17 protein-coding genes are annotated in these 15,999 nt (G+C 72.9%); 3 read left to right on the forward strand and 14 right to left on the reverse strand.

The window, feature by feature from the left end:
• From OHT74_RS05225 to OHT74_RS05275, 11 genes are all read right to left on the reverse strand, one after another.
• Window positions 1–723 carry an ABC transporter permease gene (locus OHT74_RS05225; protein WP_266672496.1) on the reverse strand — a complete coding sequence of 241 codons (723 nt, stop codon included), beginning with the start codon at window positions 721–723 and terminating at the stop codon, window positions 1–3.
• On the reverse strand, window positions 723–1,655 hold the full coding sequence (locus OHT74_RS05230) for an ABC transporter ATP-binding protein (protein WP_266672498.1): 933 nt from the start codon (window positions 1,653–1,655) through the stop codon (window positions 723–725). Before OHT74_RS05230 ends, OHT74_RS05225 begins: the two co-directional genes overlap by 1 nt.
• 138 nt (window positions 1,656–1,793) lie before the next feature.
• Window positions 1,794–2,621 carry a nucleotidyltransferase domain-containing protein gene (locus OHT74_RS05235; RefSeq protein WP_328619510.1) on the reverse strand — a complete coding sequence of 276 codons (828 nt, stop codon included), beginning with the start codon at window positions 2,619–2,621 and terminating at the stop codon, window positions 1,794–1,796.
• A 10-nt stretch (window positions 2,622–2,631) separates the two neighbouring features.
• Entirely contained in the window at window positions 2,632–3,546 is a 915-nt protein-coding gene (locus OHT74_RS05240) for a squalene/phytoene synthase family protein (protein ID WP_328619511.1), read from the reverse strand.
• A 66-nt stretch (window positions 3,547–3,612) separates the two neighbouring features.
• Window positions 3,613–5,319 carry a serine/threonine-protein kinase gene (locus OHT74_RS05245; RefSeq protein ID WP_266661103.1) on the reverse strand — a complete coding sequence of 569 codons (1,707 nt, stop codon included), beginning with the start codon at window positions 5,317–5,319 and terminating at the stop codon, window positions 3,613–3,615.
• Between the two features lie 27 nt (window positions 5,320–5,346).
• Window positions 5,347–7,083: a peptide-N4-asparagine amidase gene (locus OHT74_RS05250; RefSeq protein WP_443047283.1), complete on the reverse strand. Its 1,737-nt coding sequence runs from the start codon at window positions 7,081–7,083 to the stop codon at window positions 5,347–5,349.
• Window positions 7,084–7,178: 95 nt separating this feature from the next.
• The gene (gene rraA / locus OHT74_RS05255) at window positions 7,179–7,679 is read right to left on the reverse strand and encodes a ribonuclease E activity regulator RraA (protein ID WP_266998703.1); all 501 of its coding nucleotides are present in this window, start codon (window positions 7,677–7,679) and stop codon (window positions 7,179–7,181) included.
• Window positions 7,680–7,751: 72 nt separating this feature from the next.
• The gene (locus OHT74_RS05260; protein WP_266661109.1) at window positions 7,752–8,018 is read right to left on the reverse strand and encodes a GlsB/YeaQ/YmgE family stress response membrane protein; all 267 of its coding nucleotides are present in this window, start codon (window positions 8,016–8,018) and stop codon (window positions 7,752–7,754) included.
• 86 nt (window positions 8,019–8,104) lie between these two features.
• Window positions 8,105–8,422 (reverse strand): hypothetical protein, encoded by a 318-nt coding sequence (locus OHT74_RS05265; RefSeq protein WP_328619512.1) that lies wholly within the window; start codon window positions 8,420–8,422, stop codon window positions 8,105–8,107.
• Window positions 8,423–8,427: 5 nt separating this feature from the next.
• Window positions 8,428–9,327, reverse strand: a complete 900-nt coding sequence (locus tag OHT74_RS05270; RefSeq protein ID WP_328619513.1) for a hypothetical protein — start codon at window positions 9,325–9,327, stop codon at window positions 8,428–8,430.
• Window positions 9,324–10,184 carry a phosphatase PAP2 family protein gene (locus OHT74_RS05275; RefSeq protein WP_328619514.1) on the reverse strand — a complete coding sequence of 287 codons (861 nt, stop codon included), beginning with the start codon at window positions 10,182–10,184 and terminating at the stop codon, window positions 9,324–9,326. Before OHT74_RS05275 ends, OHT74_RS05270 begins: the two co-directional genes overlap by 4 nt.
• A gap of 232 nt (window positions 10,185–10,416) precedes the next feature.
• Between OHT74_RS05275 and OHT74_RS05280 the strand changes: the two genes are divergently transcribed.
• A complete protein-coding gene (locus tag OHT74_RS05280) occupies window positions 10,417–11,049 on the forward strand; it encodes a TetR/AcrR family transcriptional regulator (protein ID WP_328619515.1) in 633 nt (210 codons plus the stop codon).
• A 190-nt stretch (window positions 11,050–11,239) separates the two neighbouring features.
• Here OHT74_RS05280 and OHT74_RS05285 read toward each other — a convergent pair whose 3' ends face one another.
• Window positions 11,240–11,797: a TerD family protein gene (locus OHT74_RS05285; RefSeq protein WP_266661119.1), complete on the reverse strand. Its 558-nt coding sequence runs from the start codon at window positions 11,795–11,797 to the stop codon at window positions 11,240–11,242.
• Between the two features lie 471 nt (window positions 11,798–12,268).
• Between OHT74_RS05285 and OHT74_RS05290 the strand changes: the two genes are divergently transcribed.
• Window positions 12,269–13,084, forward strand: a complete 816-nt coding sequence (locus tag OHT74_RS05290) for a glutamate ABC transporter substrate-binding protein (protein WP_266661121.1) — start codon at window positions 12,269–12,271, stop codon at window positions 13,082–13,084.
• Here OHT74_RS05290 and OHT74_RS05295 read toward each other — a convergent pair.
• Window positions 13,068–14,024, reverse strand: a complete 957-nt coding sequence (locus tag OHT74_RS05295) for an SMP-30/gluconolactonase/LRE family protein (protein ID WP_328619516.1) — start codon at window positions 14,022–14,024, stop codon at window positions 13,068–13,070. The two genes, OHT74_RS05290 and OHT74_RS05295, sit on opposite strands and share 17 nt — an antisense overlap.
• 183 nt (window positions 14,025–14,207) lie before the next feature.
• On the reverse strand, window positions 14,208–14,774 hold the full coding sequence (locus OHT74_RS05300) for a DJ-1/PfpI family protein (RefSeq protein ID WP_266661125.1): 567 nt from the start codon (window positions 14,772–14,774) through the stop codon (window positions 14,208–14,210).
• Window positions 14,775–15,037: 263 nt separating this feature from the next.
• Between OHT74_RS05300 and OHT74_RS05305 the strand changes: the two genes are divergently transcribed.
• A complete protein-coding gene (locus OHT74_RS05305; protein WP_266998696.1) occupies window positions 15,038–15,871 on the forward strand; it encodes an endonuclease I family protein in 834 nt (277 codons plus the stop codon).
• The last annotated feature ends 128 nt before the right edge of the window (window positions 15,872–15,999 follow it).

Below are 15,999 nucleotides of genomic sequence, written 5' to 3' on the forward strand. Positions count from 1 at the left end.
TTACACCGTCCTCGCGGACCGACGGTACGAGAACACCGCGTACGAGCCGAACAGCAGGGCCCATGCCGCGAGTACGGCGACCGCGCCCAGGCCGGGGGCGGCGCCGGCGGCGAGGGACTGGCCGATCTCGGCGAAGCGGCGCGTGGGGGTGAAGCCGGAGAGGGAGCGCAGCCAGTCCGGGAACAGCTCGACCGGGAACCAGAGTCCGCCGACGACGGAAAGGGCGAGGCTGCACCCGACGTTGACCACGCCGGTGCTCTGGGCGGTGAGCCGGTAGCCGTTGCCGATGCCGAGCAGGGTGAACGGGAGCGCGCCGAGCCACAGGACGAGGGCCACGGCGGCCCACTGCCAGGCCTCGAGCCGGACTCCGTTGACGAACGCCCCGGCCGCGAGTACGGCCGCGATGGCCGGCAGCACGATCACCGAGCCGGTCAGGGCCCGGCCGGCCACCACCTGGCGCGGGGTCATCGGGGTGACCCGCAGCTGGCGCAGCCAGCCGATGCCCTTGTCCTCGGCAACGCCGTTCCCGGTCGAAAGGGCTGCGCCCAGGGCCCCGTAGGCGGCCATGGCCACCATGGAGGCCGTCTTCCACTCGCCGGCGCCGGCGTCGGTGCCGAGGTTGGTGAAGAGCAGGTACATCAGCACCGGCATGCCGATGCCGAAGACGACGAAGCCGGTGTCGCGCAGGGTACGGCGGACTTCGAGGCGGACGTAGGCGGTGATCATCGGGCACTCCCCGTGGAAGCGGTGCAGGCGGTGTCGGTGAGGGCGAGGAAGGCGTCGTCGAGCGAGGGCGCGGTGACCTCGATCCCGCGGATGGCGCCGAGCCCGGCGAGGGCGACGACCGTCGCGTCCGGGTCCTCCGTACGCAGCCGCGCACGGTCTCCCCGTACCTCTACGGAGACCACCCCGGGCAGTTCGCCGAGGCCCTCGGTGGGGCGCCCGGCCAGGTCGACGGAGACCAGCGACCCGCCGGCGGCGCGCCGCAGCTGCTCCCCCGTGCCGTCGGCGACGATCCGCCCGCGGTCGACGACCACGATCCGGTCGGCGTGGGCGTCGGCCTCCTCCAGGTAGTGCGTGGAGAACAGGACGGTGTTGCCGCGCCGGGCATAGCCGCGCATGGAATCCCAGAAGGCGCGGCGGGCCTCTACGTCGAGGGCGGCGGTCGGCTCGTCGAGCACGATCAGCTCCGGGTTGCCGGCGAGGGCGACGGCGAAGCGGACGCGCTGGGCCTGGCCGCCGGAGAGCCGGTCGATGCGGCGGCCGGCGAGGTCGGTGAGCCCGGCGAGCTCGAGCGCCTCGGCGACGGGCAGGGGGGCCGGGTAGGTCCGGGCCACGAAGCCGATGAGCTCGCGCACGGTGATCCGCGGTACGGCGCGCCCCTCCTGGAGCATCGCGCCCACCCGGCCGCTCCGGACCGCCTGCGCGGGGGTCTGCCCGAAGAGCCGTACGCTGCCGGCGTCGGGCTCGTTCAGGCCGAGCAGCAGGCTGATGGCGGTGGACTTCCCGGCGCCGTTGCGGCCGAGCAGGGCGACCGTCTCGCCGCGCCGGACGTCGAGGTCGATGCCCGCGACGGCGTGGACGGGACCGAAGGACTTGGCGGCGTGCCGGAACCGGATGGCGGGCTCGTCGTTCGGCGGCTTCGCGGTCTGCATCGGCCGCGTCGTCTGTGTGGTGGGCATCGTCTGCGTCATGCCCACCACGCTATGGACCGGGCGGGGTCCCCCGGCAGATCCGCATGTACGGACCCCACCGGTACAAATGTCCTGGCCCGGCGGCCGCGAGCTGGGGGCCTACGGGCCCAGCCGGAGGCCGGCCTCGATGGCCATCTCGACGAACGCGATGGTGTCGCGCACCCGTGCGGCCGGGTCGGTGTCGTAGCCGGGTGCGGAGGTGCCGGCTCCGTTCCGGATGCGGAGGGCTTCGTTCACGATCGGGCGCCACTCCGTGTCGAAGGCGGTCAGGGCGTGCCGGCCGGCGCCCCCCTTGGACGTGAGCCGGCCGGTGGCCAGCAGGTGGTGCAGCCGGGCGACGCCCAGCACGAACCACTCCGTCAGCCCTTGTGCCCGCTCCGTCGGCCCGGCCGCGACGGTCCCTTCTCCGGCGCGCAGTTTCGCGAGTGCCGGCCGCCAGTAGTCGCGGAGGTTGCCGTAGGAGTACGCGCGCAGCGCCGTTTCGTCGGCCCACACGTCGCCGGGCCCGAGCCGGGGACCGCGCAGGGTGATCGCGCCCCGGGCGAGTTCGTGCCAGGTCACGGCATTGACGCCGAAGCGGCCGACGGGCTGGAACTCCCATTCCCCGATGCACGGTACGTCCGGGCAGTCGGCCGGCGGACCGGTCAGATCGGCGCGGGTGACGTGGAGTCCGTCGAAGTACGGGCGCGGGTGGTGGCGGCCGAGCTCGGCGAGGGCCTCGCCGAGGCGCTGGACGACGTGGCCGGCCGGGCGCCCGCTCAGCACCGCGACGAAGTCGATGTCGCTGCGTCCCGGGCGGTAGTCCCCGTACGTGAGCGAGCCGTGCAGGTACAGCCCCTCGACGAGGCCGGGTGCCGCCCGGTCGGCCGCTTCCAGGTAGGCACCGGCCGAGCGGCGGACCTCGGGGGGCAGGGACGGCGAGGGCACGGTGATCATGCTAGTCACACGTACGCGGCCGGCGGGCGCGGGCGCGGATCAGGGTGCGGACTGGGGCCGCCAGGCCGTATCCGACGTCCTTGCGCAGGGCCCGGACGCCGGCCCGTTCCACGGCGGTCAGCTGGTGCCCCATCAGCTCCGACATGGTGGCGATCACCGGGCGCAGGCCCGGCTCGACCAGGTCGAGGATGCCGTCGGTGGCGTCCAGGGCGAGCCGGGCGAGCCGGGTTTCGGCGGCGAGGAGCGCGCGTACGGCCGGGGTGTCGCGGGCCTGTTCGAGGTCGGCCCGGGTGACGGAGTGCTCGGCGAGGCGGGCCCGCGGGAGGCAGAGCCGGCCCTCCGCGAGGTCTCCGGCGAGGTCGGCGAGGAAGTCGACCCGCTGGGCGGCGTCGACGAACCGCCGCCATCCGGCGGCCTGTTCCTCGTCGGGGCCGCCCTGGTACTGGAGCCCGGTGAACACGAGCACCCCGGGCCAGGCGTAGGCGTCGAGGTAGGCCTGGAAGTCGTCGTCGGTCTCGAAGCCGTCGAAGCAGGCCTCGGCGGTGGCGGCGCCCGCCAGGAACCGGGAGACCCAGTGTTCGGGCAGGCCGCGGGATGTGACGGCGTGCGCGTAGGCACGCAGCAGCGGGTCGGGGCTGTCGCCGGTCTTCAGGGCCGCCTCCACCTGCCCGGCGAGTGCGGCCAGACCGACGGATCGTTCCTGCAGGGTGCCGGTCTCGGCCACGTCGTCGACCAGGTTCATGAAGCCCACCCCCGCCGTCAGCCAGGGCACCAGCGGCGGCGCTGCGAGCAGGCGCAGCGTCAGGTACGGGGCCGGCTCGCGGCGCAGGACCCGGCGGGCGACGCTCGTGTAGTCGTCGCGCAGCCGGGGGTCCGAGATACCGGCCGCCGTCAGGGTGGTGCGCCAGCTGGGCATGGTGGTCGTACTCCTCGAACCGTGAAGGGCCGTACGCAGCTGCGGCGTGCGTACGGGTACACGATGTCAGGAGCGGTAGACCTTCTTCACGTTGCCCTGGGTGTCGGCGTAGACGTAGCCGCCCTGCCCGTACTCGTCGCTGAGGTAGGGCCGCATGGACAGCGAGGCCGGATCGAGGATCCAGGGCTCGACGATGACGTAGCGGGAGGTCGGGTTGGCCACGCCGAGCTCCTGCTTGGCCTTGTCGAGGAGGCCGGGCAGGGCGTCCCAGTTGACGGCCGCCATGTCGATCAGCGGCTCGTCCGCCTTGACGGTGCCGCCGGGTCCGGTGCGCTTCGCCTCGCCGTCGCGGTACTGGTAGCGGTCGTAGGTCTTGGCTCCGGGGCCGGTGGGGATGGAGGCGAGCACGTACTCCTCGTAGACCGTCATCTCCACGAACTGGGTCGTGCCGGACTTCTGCTTGAGGGCCTCGAGCGCGGTGCGCACGTTGGCGGGGGTGAGCAGGCTGCCCTTGGGGGCGGCGACCGGGCTGCCGACCGATTTGGGGAGGCTCGGCTTGGGGCTGGAGGCGGTGGAGGGGCCCGTACTGGCAACGGTGTCACCTCCCTTCGCGGCGCCGCTGCCGCCTTCGCCGTCGGGCATCCACTTGACGAGCCCGATCACGCCGCCCGCCAGGACCAGTGCGAGGAGGCCGCCGAGCAGCACCGGGCGGCGGCGCGGGGCGTGTGGCGCCGGGACGGGCGCGGTGACCGAGTACGGGGACCCGCCCCCGGGGGTGAACGGCGCCGCCGGCGCGTAGGGCTGCGGAATCTGCGGCTGCGCGGGCCGGGTCTGGGCGAGGCCGATGCCGATCCCCGGCTGCGGGGTCGGCGGCCCGTACTGGCCCAGGACCGTCGGCGACGCGACCGGCGAGGCACCGCCGCCGAGAGCAGTGCTCGCATCCCGGAGCAGTTGTTCCAGCTGCGCCGCGTCGGGCCGTACAGACAGGTCCCGTACGAGCAGCCGTTCCAGTACGGGCCCCAGCGGGCCGGAGCGCACCGGAGCCGGGATCGGCTCGTCGAGCACGGCGACGACGGTGGCCAGGGTGGTGGCCCGGCGCAGCGGATGGGCCCCCTCCGCGGCCACGTAGAGCAGCATGCCGAGCGACCACAGGTCGGAGGCCGCCAGGCCTTCCTCGCCGCGTGCCCGCTCCGGGGCGATGTACTCCGGCGAGCCGATCAGTACGCCGGTGGAGGTGAGGGCGGTCGAGCCGTGCAGGGCGGCGATGCCGAAGTCGGTCAGCACGGCCGAGCCGTCGGGGCGCAGCAGCACGTTGGCCGGCTTCACATCGCGGTGGAGCACCCCCTCGGCGTGTGCGGCCCGCAGCGCGGACAGCACGTCGAGGCCGATCCTCAGCACGTCGGCGACCGGCATCGGCCCCGACTCGAGCCTGTCGTGCAGGGAGCCGCCCTTGACCAGCTCCATCACGATCCACGGGTGCCCGTCCGTGCCGGCCGCGGGCTCGACGATGTGGTGGATCGTCACCACGTGCGGGTGCGCGAGCCGGGCGAGCGCCCGTGCCTCGCGGATGGCGCGTTCGCGCAGCTGGACGGTGAGTCCGGGCTGGGCGGCGGCGGTCGCCGGGTCCGGCGGGCGCACCTCTTTGAGGGCGACGTCGCGGTGCAGTGCGATGTCGCGGGCGCGCCACACCGTGCCCATACCGCCGGCGCCCAGGGGCGCGATCAGTTCGAAGCGGCCGTCGACCAGCTGTCTGCCGGCCTCACTCATGTCCATGGCCGGTCATCGTAGGCGCCGCCGGTGTCAGCAGCGTCGGCGGTCCACCGTCACCGTGCCCTGGGCGGTGGCCAGCGTGCGGTCGTAGCAGCCGTGCCCGGCCTCCGACCCGTACAGCTGGTAGCGCTCGGAGCTGGTGCCGACCGCGTGCCGCTGCTCGCGCGGGACGTTCGCCGTGTAGGAGGCGTCGCCCGTGTACCGGTCGTCGAGCCGGGTCCGGTCCACGGTCCGGCCGCCGTGCAGGGTGGTCGTCTCGGCGCGGTCGCCGAGTGCGATGACGGTGCGCAGCCGGTCGCCGGAGCCGAGGGTGGTCTCGCCGTCCATCGTGTACGTGCGTGCGGTGCGGACGGTGGTGGGCCCGCGGGTGACGCTCTCCTCGTCGGTCCAGGTGGCGGTCAGGGCGTCCTGGTTCTCGCCGTCCGTCCAGCGGTGCACGGAGGTGTTGTGGACGGCGCGGGTGACGGTGGTGGTGACCCGGCCGTGGGAGGTGTCGAGGCGGCCGGCGACGGTGAGGCGGTGGCCGCCCTCGGTGTCGAGGCGGTGTTGCGCACCGGGCGTGGCGGGCGTCCAGCGGGTGGAGCCGGCCGGCTCGCCCTCCTCGTGCCGGGTGAGGGAGCCGGTGACGACCGTACGGCCCTCGTCCTGCCACAGGAGGAGGTTCGTCGGGGTGCTCCAGCCGCTCTGCCCGGCCGGGACGCCGGCGACGGACACCTCGATCCGGTGCGGGCGGCCGTCGTTGAGGAGGGCGGCGTACGGGGTGAGGTCGTAGACGACCGGCTGGACGTCGAAGGCGCGGGGCGCGGGGGTGACGTACCAGAGGAAGGGGTTCGACCAGCCGCCGGTCCACACGGTCGGGAAGGGGGCCGCGATGCCGGCGAGCTGCCCGTCCACGGAGATCCGGACCTCGCGGTACGGGCCGTCGGCGGCCTTGCAGGAGTACGGGGCGGCGTCGGGGGTGGTCATGTACCAGTACTCCTCGCAGCCGCCGCCGGAGCCGGTGGCGTACACCTCGGCGAGGAGCCGCTCGGTGTTGCGCGGGGTGGTGACGGAGGGGGTGGTGAGCGGGAGGACGCGGTCGGGGGTGTCGGGGGCGGGGATGTGCCGGTCGTGGTCGGCGGCGTAGAAGGTGAGGGTGACCTTGACGTCGATGACGCCGGTGTAGGTGTCGTTGACGACGTTGCCGATCAGCATCTCGACGGGCTGCGGCCGGCTGAGGGTGTCGCGGTACCGGGTGACGTCCTTCTCGACGGACCAGGTGATGCCGTCGGGCGAGGGCTCGGGGGTGGAGGTGCGCAGGATTTCGACGCCGCCGAGGGAGAGGTGGCCGAGGCGGTCGTACTGGCGGCCCTTGACCTTGCCGTCGAGGCGCAGGACGACTTTGGCCCAGGCCCCGCTGCCGCATGCGGCCGGGGGTGTGTAGTTCCCCAGGTAGGGCGTGTAGTCGCGGAACTGTGCCTCGGCGACGGTCACCTCGCAGGACCGGGTCGCGGGGCGGGCGACGGGCGGGGCGGCGGTGAGGGGGTCGTGCCAGTCGGTCCCGAACTCGGGGGGCGGCTCGGCGCCGCCGCCGGGCCGGGGCGCGGCCGATCCGGCCGCCGGGACCGCCGGGACCGCCAGGTCACCCGGGACCGCTTCGGTGGCGCGGTGGGCCCCGCCCGCGCGCGCGGTGGTGTCGGCCGCGGCCGCGGGTCCCGCGGTGCCGGCCAGGGTGCCCGCGGCGAGCGCGAGCGCGCCGAGCAGGCCCATGATCCTGTGTCGTCTCATGGCCCCGCAGTGAATCCCGCCCGACCGGGTGGACACCAGGGCTCCCGCCCGACCCTGGCCGGATCTCGCCCCTGGGTCCCGCGTACGGCGGCGGCCTACGAGGTGCGGAGGATGACCGTGCCGTCGTCATCCGCGTGGACCGTGTCTCCCGGACGGAAGGTGACTTCGCCGATCGTGACCGGCTCGTCCACCGTGCCCGCGCCCGTCTTGCCGCTCTTGCGGGGGACCGTGCCCAGCGCCTTGATGCCGAGGTCGAGTCCGCCCAGGGCCACGCTGTCGCGGACCGCGCCGTTGATGATCAGGCCCGCCCAGCCGTTGTGCTGCGCCGCTCCGGCGATGAGGTCTCCGGTGAGGGCCGTGCGCAGGGATCCGCCGCCGTCCACGACGAGGACCGCGCCCCCGCCCGGGGAGTTGACCAGCTCGCGCAGCAGCGCGTTGTCCTCGTGGCAGGTGACGGTCCGCACCGGGCCCGCGAAGAGCCGGCGCCCGCCGAACTGGCGGAACGGGGTGGTGCAGATGGCCAGGCCCTCGCCGTGCTCGTCGTACAGATCGCTCGTGGGGACGGGCGTGATGGGGGTGTCGGGAGTGACGCTCATGTGACTCGGGGCTCCTCGCAGCTCGTACGTCGCGCCGTGCGGCCCCAGCCTAGGCAGTGCTCCCGGCGCCGCTCAGTCGCGGGAGTTGCCGAACAGGATCCGGTAGCCGATGAGCAGGACCAGCGAGCCCGCGATCGCGGAGCCCCAGGTGGCCGGGTCGTAGAACTCGTTGGCGATCGGCTTGTCCAGGAACTTCGCGGAGAGCCAGCCTCCGACGAAGGCTCCGGCGATGCCGATGAGGGTGGTCCCGATCAGGCCGCCGGGGTCGCGGCCGGGCAGCAGGACCTTGGCTATGACGCCGGCCAGCAGTCCCAGGACGATCCAGCTGACGATCCCCATGTGTGTTCACTCCGCTTCGTCGTGCGTGCGTGTTCCGTGCGTGTTCGCGTTCACGGGGGAGGACGCGAACACCGGCGAAACGGTTCTCAGCTGCGGCGGGTCCGTACGAGCGCGACCCCGGCGGCTGCCGCCGACGCCACCGCGGCGGCCGCGAGCCCGGCGCGGGGCCCCCTTCCGAGCACCGCCCGGGTGGACCGGAAGGAGAGCACGGAGCGGCTCGACAGCGCGCTGAGCACGGAGCCCGAGCTCAGCCAGGACCCCGCGGAGCCGATCGAGAGCACGGAGCCCACGGACCCGACCGACAGCACGCTGCCGGCGGAGCCGATGGAGAGCACCGAGCCGACCGAACCGATGGACAGTACCGAGTTCTTGGACCAGAGCGAGAGGAACGATCCGTCAGCCATACCCGTCATGCTGGCACACGCGTGATCGACACGGCGGCTGCCGGCGCGGGTGCAGGTGCAGGTGCGGGTGCGGGAACCGGCGCCGCGCTCGGGGCCGTCCGCGTCAGCAGCAGTACGCCGCGCGCCGCAGCGAGCGCGCCGGCCGTGGCGAACAGGAGCCCCATTGCGCCGCCCTGGAGGCGTTCGCCGAGCAGGACCATGCCGATGGCGGCCGCGGCGAGGGGGTTGGCCAGGTTCACGACGGCGAGCGGCGCCCCGAGCCCGCCCCGGTAGGCCCGCTGCGACAGCAGCATCCCGCCGACCGCGAACACCACGACGAGCAGGGCCACGGAGACGACCCGCACGCTGAGCAGGGCCCCGCCTCGGCCGCCGGCGACGGCCACCGTCTGGGTCAGGGCGGAGGCCACGGCGGAGGCCAGCCCGGACGCCGTCGCGTGCCGCAGCCCCGAGCTCACGTCCCGGCGTGCGGTCAGCGCCACGATCGCGAAGGCGGTCGCCCCGGACACGGCGAGCGCCTCGGCCAGGGTGAGGGTGTCGTCGGGGGCCGGTCCGGAGGCCGGGAGCAGCAGCAGGCCGAGCCCGACGACGGTGGCCAGGGTGCCCCGCCATTCGGTGTTCGCGACCCGGCGGCCGGCTCCGCGGGCGCCGAGCGGGACGGCGGCGACGAGGGTGAGCGCGCCGAGCGGCTGGACCAGGGTGAGCGGGCCGTAGCGCAGGGCGGCCGCGTGCAGCAGCGCGGCGCCGGCGTTCAGCCCGGCCGACCACCACCAGGCCCCGTTCCCGAACAGGGCACCGGCGCTGCGCGCGACGGCGGCCCGGGCGAGCCGCTCCTGGGCCACGGCGGCGGAGGCGTAGGCCACGGCGGAGGCGAGGCAGAGTGCGACGGCGAGGACGGTGGCGTTCATCGGCCGACCCCCACGACCTCGGAACCGGCCCCCACGACCTCGGAACCGGCCCCGACGACCTCGGAACCGGCCCCCACGGCGTTCCGCGGGCGCGGCAGGTGCCGTACGACGGGCAGCGAGCCGGTACGCGCCTGCGGGCGCGGGACGACCAGCAGCGCCCCGCCGAGCAGCACGGTGGCGACGATCGCGTCGAGCCAGTAGTGGTTGGCGGTGCCGACGACCACGAGCAGCGTCAGCAGCGGGTGCAGCAGCCACAGCACGCGCCAGCGGGACCGGGTGGCGGCGATCATGCCGAGCGCCAGCATCAGCGCCCACCCGAAGTGCAGCGAGGGCATCGCGGCGAACTGGTTGGCCATGGTGTCGGCGGCGGGCGCGGCCCGGTAGACGGAGGGCCCGTAGACCAGCCCGGTGTCCACCAGGTGCGCGGCTTCGAGCATCCGCGGCGGTGCGAGCGGGAAGGCGAGGTGCAGCGCGAGGGCGGCGCCGGTGAGGACGGCGAGTACGCGCCGGGCCCACAGGTAGTGGCCGGGTCTGCGCAGGTACAGCCAGATCAGGAAGACGGCGGTCGCCGGGAAGTGCACGGCCGCGTAGTACGTGTTCGCGGTGTGCACGAGGGCGTCCCCGTGGAGGAGCAGCCGCTGGATCGTGCCCTCGCCGGGCAGGTGCAGGGTGCGCTCGATGTCCCAGATCCGGCCGGCGTTGCGGAAGGCCTCGTCGGTGCGGTCCGTGGAGAGCATCCGGCCCGCCTTGTAGACGGCGAACAGGCCCGCGACGAGCAACAGCTCACGTATGAGGCGTCGCCGCTGCCCGGTTCCCGGGCCGTCGGCCGGCCCGCCAGGTGTCGTGTGGGAGCTCATTCCCCCAACTCTCTCTTCCTGTACTCGCGCGCCGCTTGAACACGGATGGTGCGGTTGGTCGCGCGCTGGGTGCGCCGGTGTGCGGCGGCCGGAGGCGGTCGCGTGCACATCGACACGCCAGTGTATCGATACATTCGCGTATCGATACGCTGGTGTACCGATACGCTCGCGTTCCCGTACACTTTCCTTACGGAACCAACTGCCGCGGAGCCCCCGAGGAGAGCCGCTCACCATGACGTCGACGCCGCCCGCCGCGCGCCGCTCCAAGATCACCCCGGAGCGGGTGCAGGAGTTCTACGACGCCGTCCTGGACCAGCTGCGCGAGCACGGGTACGAGGCCCTGACCATGGAGGGCGTCGCCGCCCGGGCCTGCTGCGGGAAGTCGACGCTCTACCGGCAGTGGAAGACCAAGCCCCAGCTGGTCGCGGCCGCCCTGCGCGCGAACCGGCAGGGCACGCTGGTCGCGGTGGACACCGGCACGCTCGCCGGCGACCTGCGCGAGGCGGCCCGGATCGCGGCCGGCAACTCGGGCCGCGACACCCGCCTCACCCAGGCCCTCGGGCACGCCGTGCTCAGCGACGAGGAGCTGCAGGCGGCCCTGCGCGAGGCGCTGGTCGAGCCGGAGCTGGCCGCGTTCGACGCGATGGTGGCGCGGGCCGTGGCGCGCGGCGAGATCGCGGCGGAGCACCCGGCCCTGGAGTTCCTGCCGGCCCAGCTGATGGGCGTGCTGCGGATCCGGCCGGTGCTGGAGGGGCGCTACGCCGACGCCGACTACCTGGTCCGGTTCGTCGACGGGGCCCTGTTGCCCGCCCTGGGCCTGGCCCCGATCCCCCTCCCGGACCGGAACCGGGCTCCGGCCCCCTGAACCGGTGGGCCGCCGTCACGATGACCTGACGGCGACCCGCCCGCGCTGCCTCGTGGGGACGGCGGCAGCGCGCCACCCGGACGGGGCGGTGGCCACTCACTCGAGGGAGTGACCACCGCCCGGTCTGTGCGGCCCCACGTCAAGGCCTCGCGCAGGGCCCCGCGTCAAGGCCTCGCGGCAACGCGTTGCATCAGGAGCGCAGGGCGCCCATGACCCGGGCGAACTCCTCCGGATCGGCGTCGAAGCCCCGTACGGCGGCGTCCAGCGACCAGACCCCCGAGGCGTCGCGGTTGAACTCCGCGACCGTGGCCGCGGTGGCGGCCGGGACCCCTGCGAAATCGGTCACCGCGAGATCGGTGTAGCCCTCCCGGATCCGGACCCCCGTACCGCCTATGGCCGCGAAGGTCTTCGTACGGGCGCCGCGCGGCCCGGTCCCCTGTATGACCACGCCCACCACGACACGCCCCAACGCGGGCGCCATCCGGTTCAGCTCGAGGGTCATGACCTCGTCGAACCCGAAGCCCTGACCGGTGTGGCTGTCGCGGTTCAGCGTGATCGTGCCGTCGGGGGAACGGCTGCCGAAGTGCACGAGGTGGACCGGCTCCCCGTGCGGGTCCGCGGCGCCGTACACCGCCGCGATGATGTCCAGGTCGTGGGCGGGTGTGCCCGAGGGGCTCGGATCCCACCGCAGGGCGATCTCCACCTTGGCCAGGCTCTTGCGTACTCCGCTCGCCGTCGACGTGCTCACCGAACTCCCCCTCCGCTTGCCGGGCGTTGCCCGGCCATGCTGTCATGCCGCGGCCCTGCCGGTCCGGACGAGCGTACGTTCCCAGCCAGTTGGGCCGGTTCGCTCGGCGTCGTCGACGCGGCCGTCCGCGCGCACGTCCCGATCGGCTGCGGGAGAGCACACACCCACAGAGCAAAAATCGATCACCTGTTCGAAAAGAGCGCTCCCCGAGTCGGTTACTCTCCGCGACCGGCCAGCTCCGATCGCCGTACCGCGCCCGGCCCCGTTTATCCCGTTCGAAGCGCAATGTGCCACAGAAACGCCGGTCACACCGGATCGTTACCTCAAGCTTTGCTCAATTCCAGTGACAGCGCGCCCACCGTCTTCCTAGCTTCCTCGTACACGCGTCTTGACGCTTCTTACGAACCCGCGGTTCCACCCGCTGCCGGCGATCCCGCAGCGGGTCCCGCGTTCCCGAGGAAAGAGTGCAGCATGAAGGTTCCCCAGGCCGGTGCTTTGGCCGCAGTGATCGGCCTCGCCCTGACCGCCACGGCGTGCGGCGGTGACAGCGGCCCCAAGGGGAACCTCTCCATCGGCATCAAGTTCGACCAGCCGGGTGTCGGGCTGCGCGAGCCGGGCGGGATCTTCTCCGGCTTCGACGTGGACGTCTCGACGTACATCGCCAAGGAGCTGGGCTACAAGCCCGAGCAGATCGAGTTCAAGAAGGTCGACAGCTCCGACCGCGAGCTGCTGCTCCAGTACAACGAGGTCAAGTTCGTCGCGGCCAGCTACTCGATCAACGACAAGCGCAAGGAGAAGGTCGACTTCGCCGGCCCCTACTTCCTCGCGCACCAGGACCTGATGGTCCGTGCCGACGACACCACGATCACCAAGGCCGAGGACCTCAACAACAAGAAGCTCTGCTCGGTCACCGGCTCCACCTCGGCGCAGAACGTCAAGGAGAAGCTGGCCCCCAAGGCGAGCGTCCTGGAGCAAGACGGCTACTCGGACTGCGTCATCGCGCTCCAGGACGGCGTGGTCGACGCCCTGACCACCGACAACTCCATTCTGGCCGGGTACGCCGCGCAGAAGGCCAACGTGGGCAAGTTCAAGCTGGTCGGGCTGAGCCTGAGCAACGAGAGCTACGGCATCGGTGTCAAGAAGGGCGACAAGGAGCTCCAGGGCAAGATCAACGCCGCCCTGAAGAAGATGGTCCAGGACGGGTCCTGGGACGCGGCGGTGAAGAAGAACTTCGGCTCTGCCAACTACCGGAACGAGCCCGCCCCCGTGATCACGACGGGCAGCTGACGATCGTCGACGCGGTGGCCGGATTCGACCAGTCGGAGTCGAAGGCGGCGTTCACCACGTAGAGGCGTCCGCCGTGGACCGCCGCCGTCGTGGGCTCGTCGAAGCGCGGATCGGTGATCCGCTTGACGAACCGGCCCCGGCGGCCGTCCGCGCTGAGCGTGAACACGTCGACGGCGTAGTCCCAGTTGCGGACGACGTACAGCGTGCGGCCGTGCACCACCAGCCCGTCGCCGTTGGCCACCGATCCCCCGTCGAGCGGGACCCTGGCGGCGGCGCCGGTGCGCGGGTCGACGCGGAACAGTGCCTGCGCGTTGTCGTTGACCACCAGCAGCGCCCGGCCGTCCGGGGTCCGCTCGATGCCGTTGGAGCCCCAGACCTGGCCGCCGGGCGGGGTCGGGACCCAGTCACCGGTGAGCGCCACGGCTCGCGGGGCCTGGCCGGAGCCTGAGCCGGCGGGCAGGAAGTACAGCACGTCGTTGAAGGAGTCGGTGAACCAGGCTCCGCCGCAGCCGACGACGACGTCGTTGACGAAGGTGGTCCCGGTGGCCGCCTGGTGGGTGGCCAGCACCCGGCCGTCCCCGGCGTGCACGACGCGGATCCGGCCGTCCCCACCCCCCGCGACGAGCAGCCGGCCGTGCCCGTCGAGCTTGAGCCCGACGGACATCGCGCCCGGGCCCTGCCCCCCGGTCAGGATCCGCCCGGCCCCGGTGGCGAGGTCCACGCGGTAGATCGCACCGTCGATCAGCGACCCCGTGTACGCGAGCCCGCCCGGCGAGACGGCGATGCCCTCGGGCTGGAACCCGGGCGGGGTGGGAAGGGCGTCCGGCCGGGACGCGGTGGGCAGGGCCTGGGCGAGCGGTGCGAGCGGCCCCACGAGCGCGGCGCCGCCGAGGGCTGCGGCCGCGCCGAGAAAGCTGCGCCGGCCCAAGGGTCCAGTCACGGTGGTGTCCTTTCAACTGCCGCACCAACTGCCGTGCGAACAGCACACGTTGAACAACATCGGTTGACCCTGCCACCTCAGCACACCACAGCCGCCCCGTCAGTCCCGGACCCGGACCTTTCACAAGGGAATGGGGAGCCTCCCCTTCACGGGAGCCTCCCCTTCACCGTCCCTCTGCGAACGTCAGGCCAGCGGCGCCTTGGCGCGAAGCACCTTCAGGAACTCCCGCATCCAGGCGGAGTGGTCGGGCCAGGCGCGCGACGAGACCAGGGTGCCGTCGACCACGGCCTCGGAGTCCTCGTACACCGCCCCCGCGGCCTTCATGTCGAGTGCCAGCGCCGGGTACGCGGTCACCCGGCGGCCGTCCAGCCCGCCGCTCGCGGCCGTGATCAGCGGGCCGTGGCAGATCTGGGCGATCGGCTTGTCGGAGCCGGTGAAGGCGGCCAGGATCCGCCGCACCTCGGGATCGTTGCGCAGGTACTCCGGCGCCCGGCCGCCCGGGACGACCAAGGCCGCGTACTCCTCGGGAACCACGTCGGCGAACGCCACGTCGGCGGGCCAGGTGTAGCCGGGCTTCTCGGTGTACGTGTCGAAGCCCTCCTCGAAGTCGTGCACCACGAACCGCAGTTTCTTGACCGCCGGCGCCGCGATGTGCACCTCGTACCCCTCCTCGCGCAGGCGCTGGTACGGGTAGAGGACCTCCAACGACTCCGCCGCGTCGCCGGTCACGATGAGGATCTTCGCTGCCATGGGCTGCTCCCGGTAGGGGTGTGCACGGTGTGCACGGTCCGCGCGGCCCCGGCCGGGGCCCCCGCCACCGTGCCCGCAGCGGCACGTCCTGCCAAGAGGTCCTCACCCGTTCGGCCCAGCGGCCATCAGGGGCAGAATCCAGCCTTCCGACACATGGATTTTACCTGTAAGGCACATGACAATGTGAACCTCTGCTCTGCCACCTGATGCCCCGCCAACTGCCATGGCGGGGGCGGTGCCTGCGAAGAGGTATCCCCCACACCATGAGAATCTCCCCACGCACCCCCTGGGTTGCCGGGCTCGCCGTAGCGGCCCTGGTCCTCATTCCGGCCACTGCGTCGGCCGGCTCGCAGCGGACGGCGGCTCCCCACGCCGACGCGGCTGCCACCACCGCCACCACCACCGCGACCTCGGTCGACTCGTACTACGCGGCCGCCGAGGGCAAGACCGGAGCCGCGCTGAAGACCGCGCTCCACAACATCATCAAGACCCAGTCCAAGGTGACCTACGACGGCGTGTGGAACGCCCTGAAGGTGACCGACCAGGACCCGGCGAACCCGAACAACGTCATCCTCGTCTACTCGGGCCGCTCCCAGTCCAAGTCCACCAACGGCGGCGGGGTCAACGACTGGAACCGCGAGCACGTCTGGGCCAAGAGCCACGGCGACTTCGGCACCGCGACCGGCCCGGGCACCGACCTGCACCACCTGCGCCCCGAGGACGTCACGGTCAACAGCACGCGCGGCAACAAGGACTTCGACATGGGCGGCAGCCCGGTCTCGGAGGCCCCCGGCAGCTTCACCGACTCCGACTCCTTCGAGCCGCGCGACGCGGTCAAGGGCGATGTCGCACGCATGCTGCTCTACATGGCCGTGCGCTACGACGGCGGCGACGGCTTCGCGGACCTCGAGATGAACGACAAGGTCAACAACGGCACCGCCCCGCTCTTCGGCCGCATCAGCCTGCTGAAGCAGTGGAACCAGCAGGACCCGCCGGACGCCTTCGAGCAGCGCCGCAACCAGGTCATATTCGACACCTTCCAGCACAACCGGAACCCGTTCATCGACCACCCGGAGTGGGTCAACTCCATCTGGTGACTCCGCCCTGAACCCCGGCCCGGAGGCCGCCGCCCGGCCGGGTGGCGGCCTCCGAGGGTTGGGCCGCGCCAGGTCGGGTATGCGCAGGCCAGAGGCTGCGGCGCGCGCCGCCCGGCGACGCCAGCCGA

It is taken from the genome of Streptomyces sp. NBC_00354 (genome assembly GCF_036106915.1).
Lineage (GTDB): Bacteria > Actinomycetota > Actinomycetes > Streptomycetales > Streptomycetaceae > Streptomyces.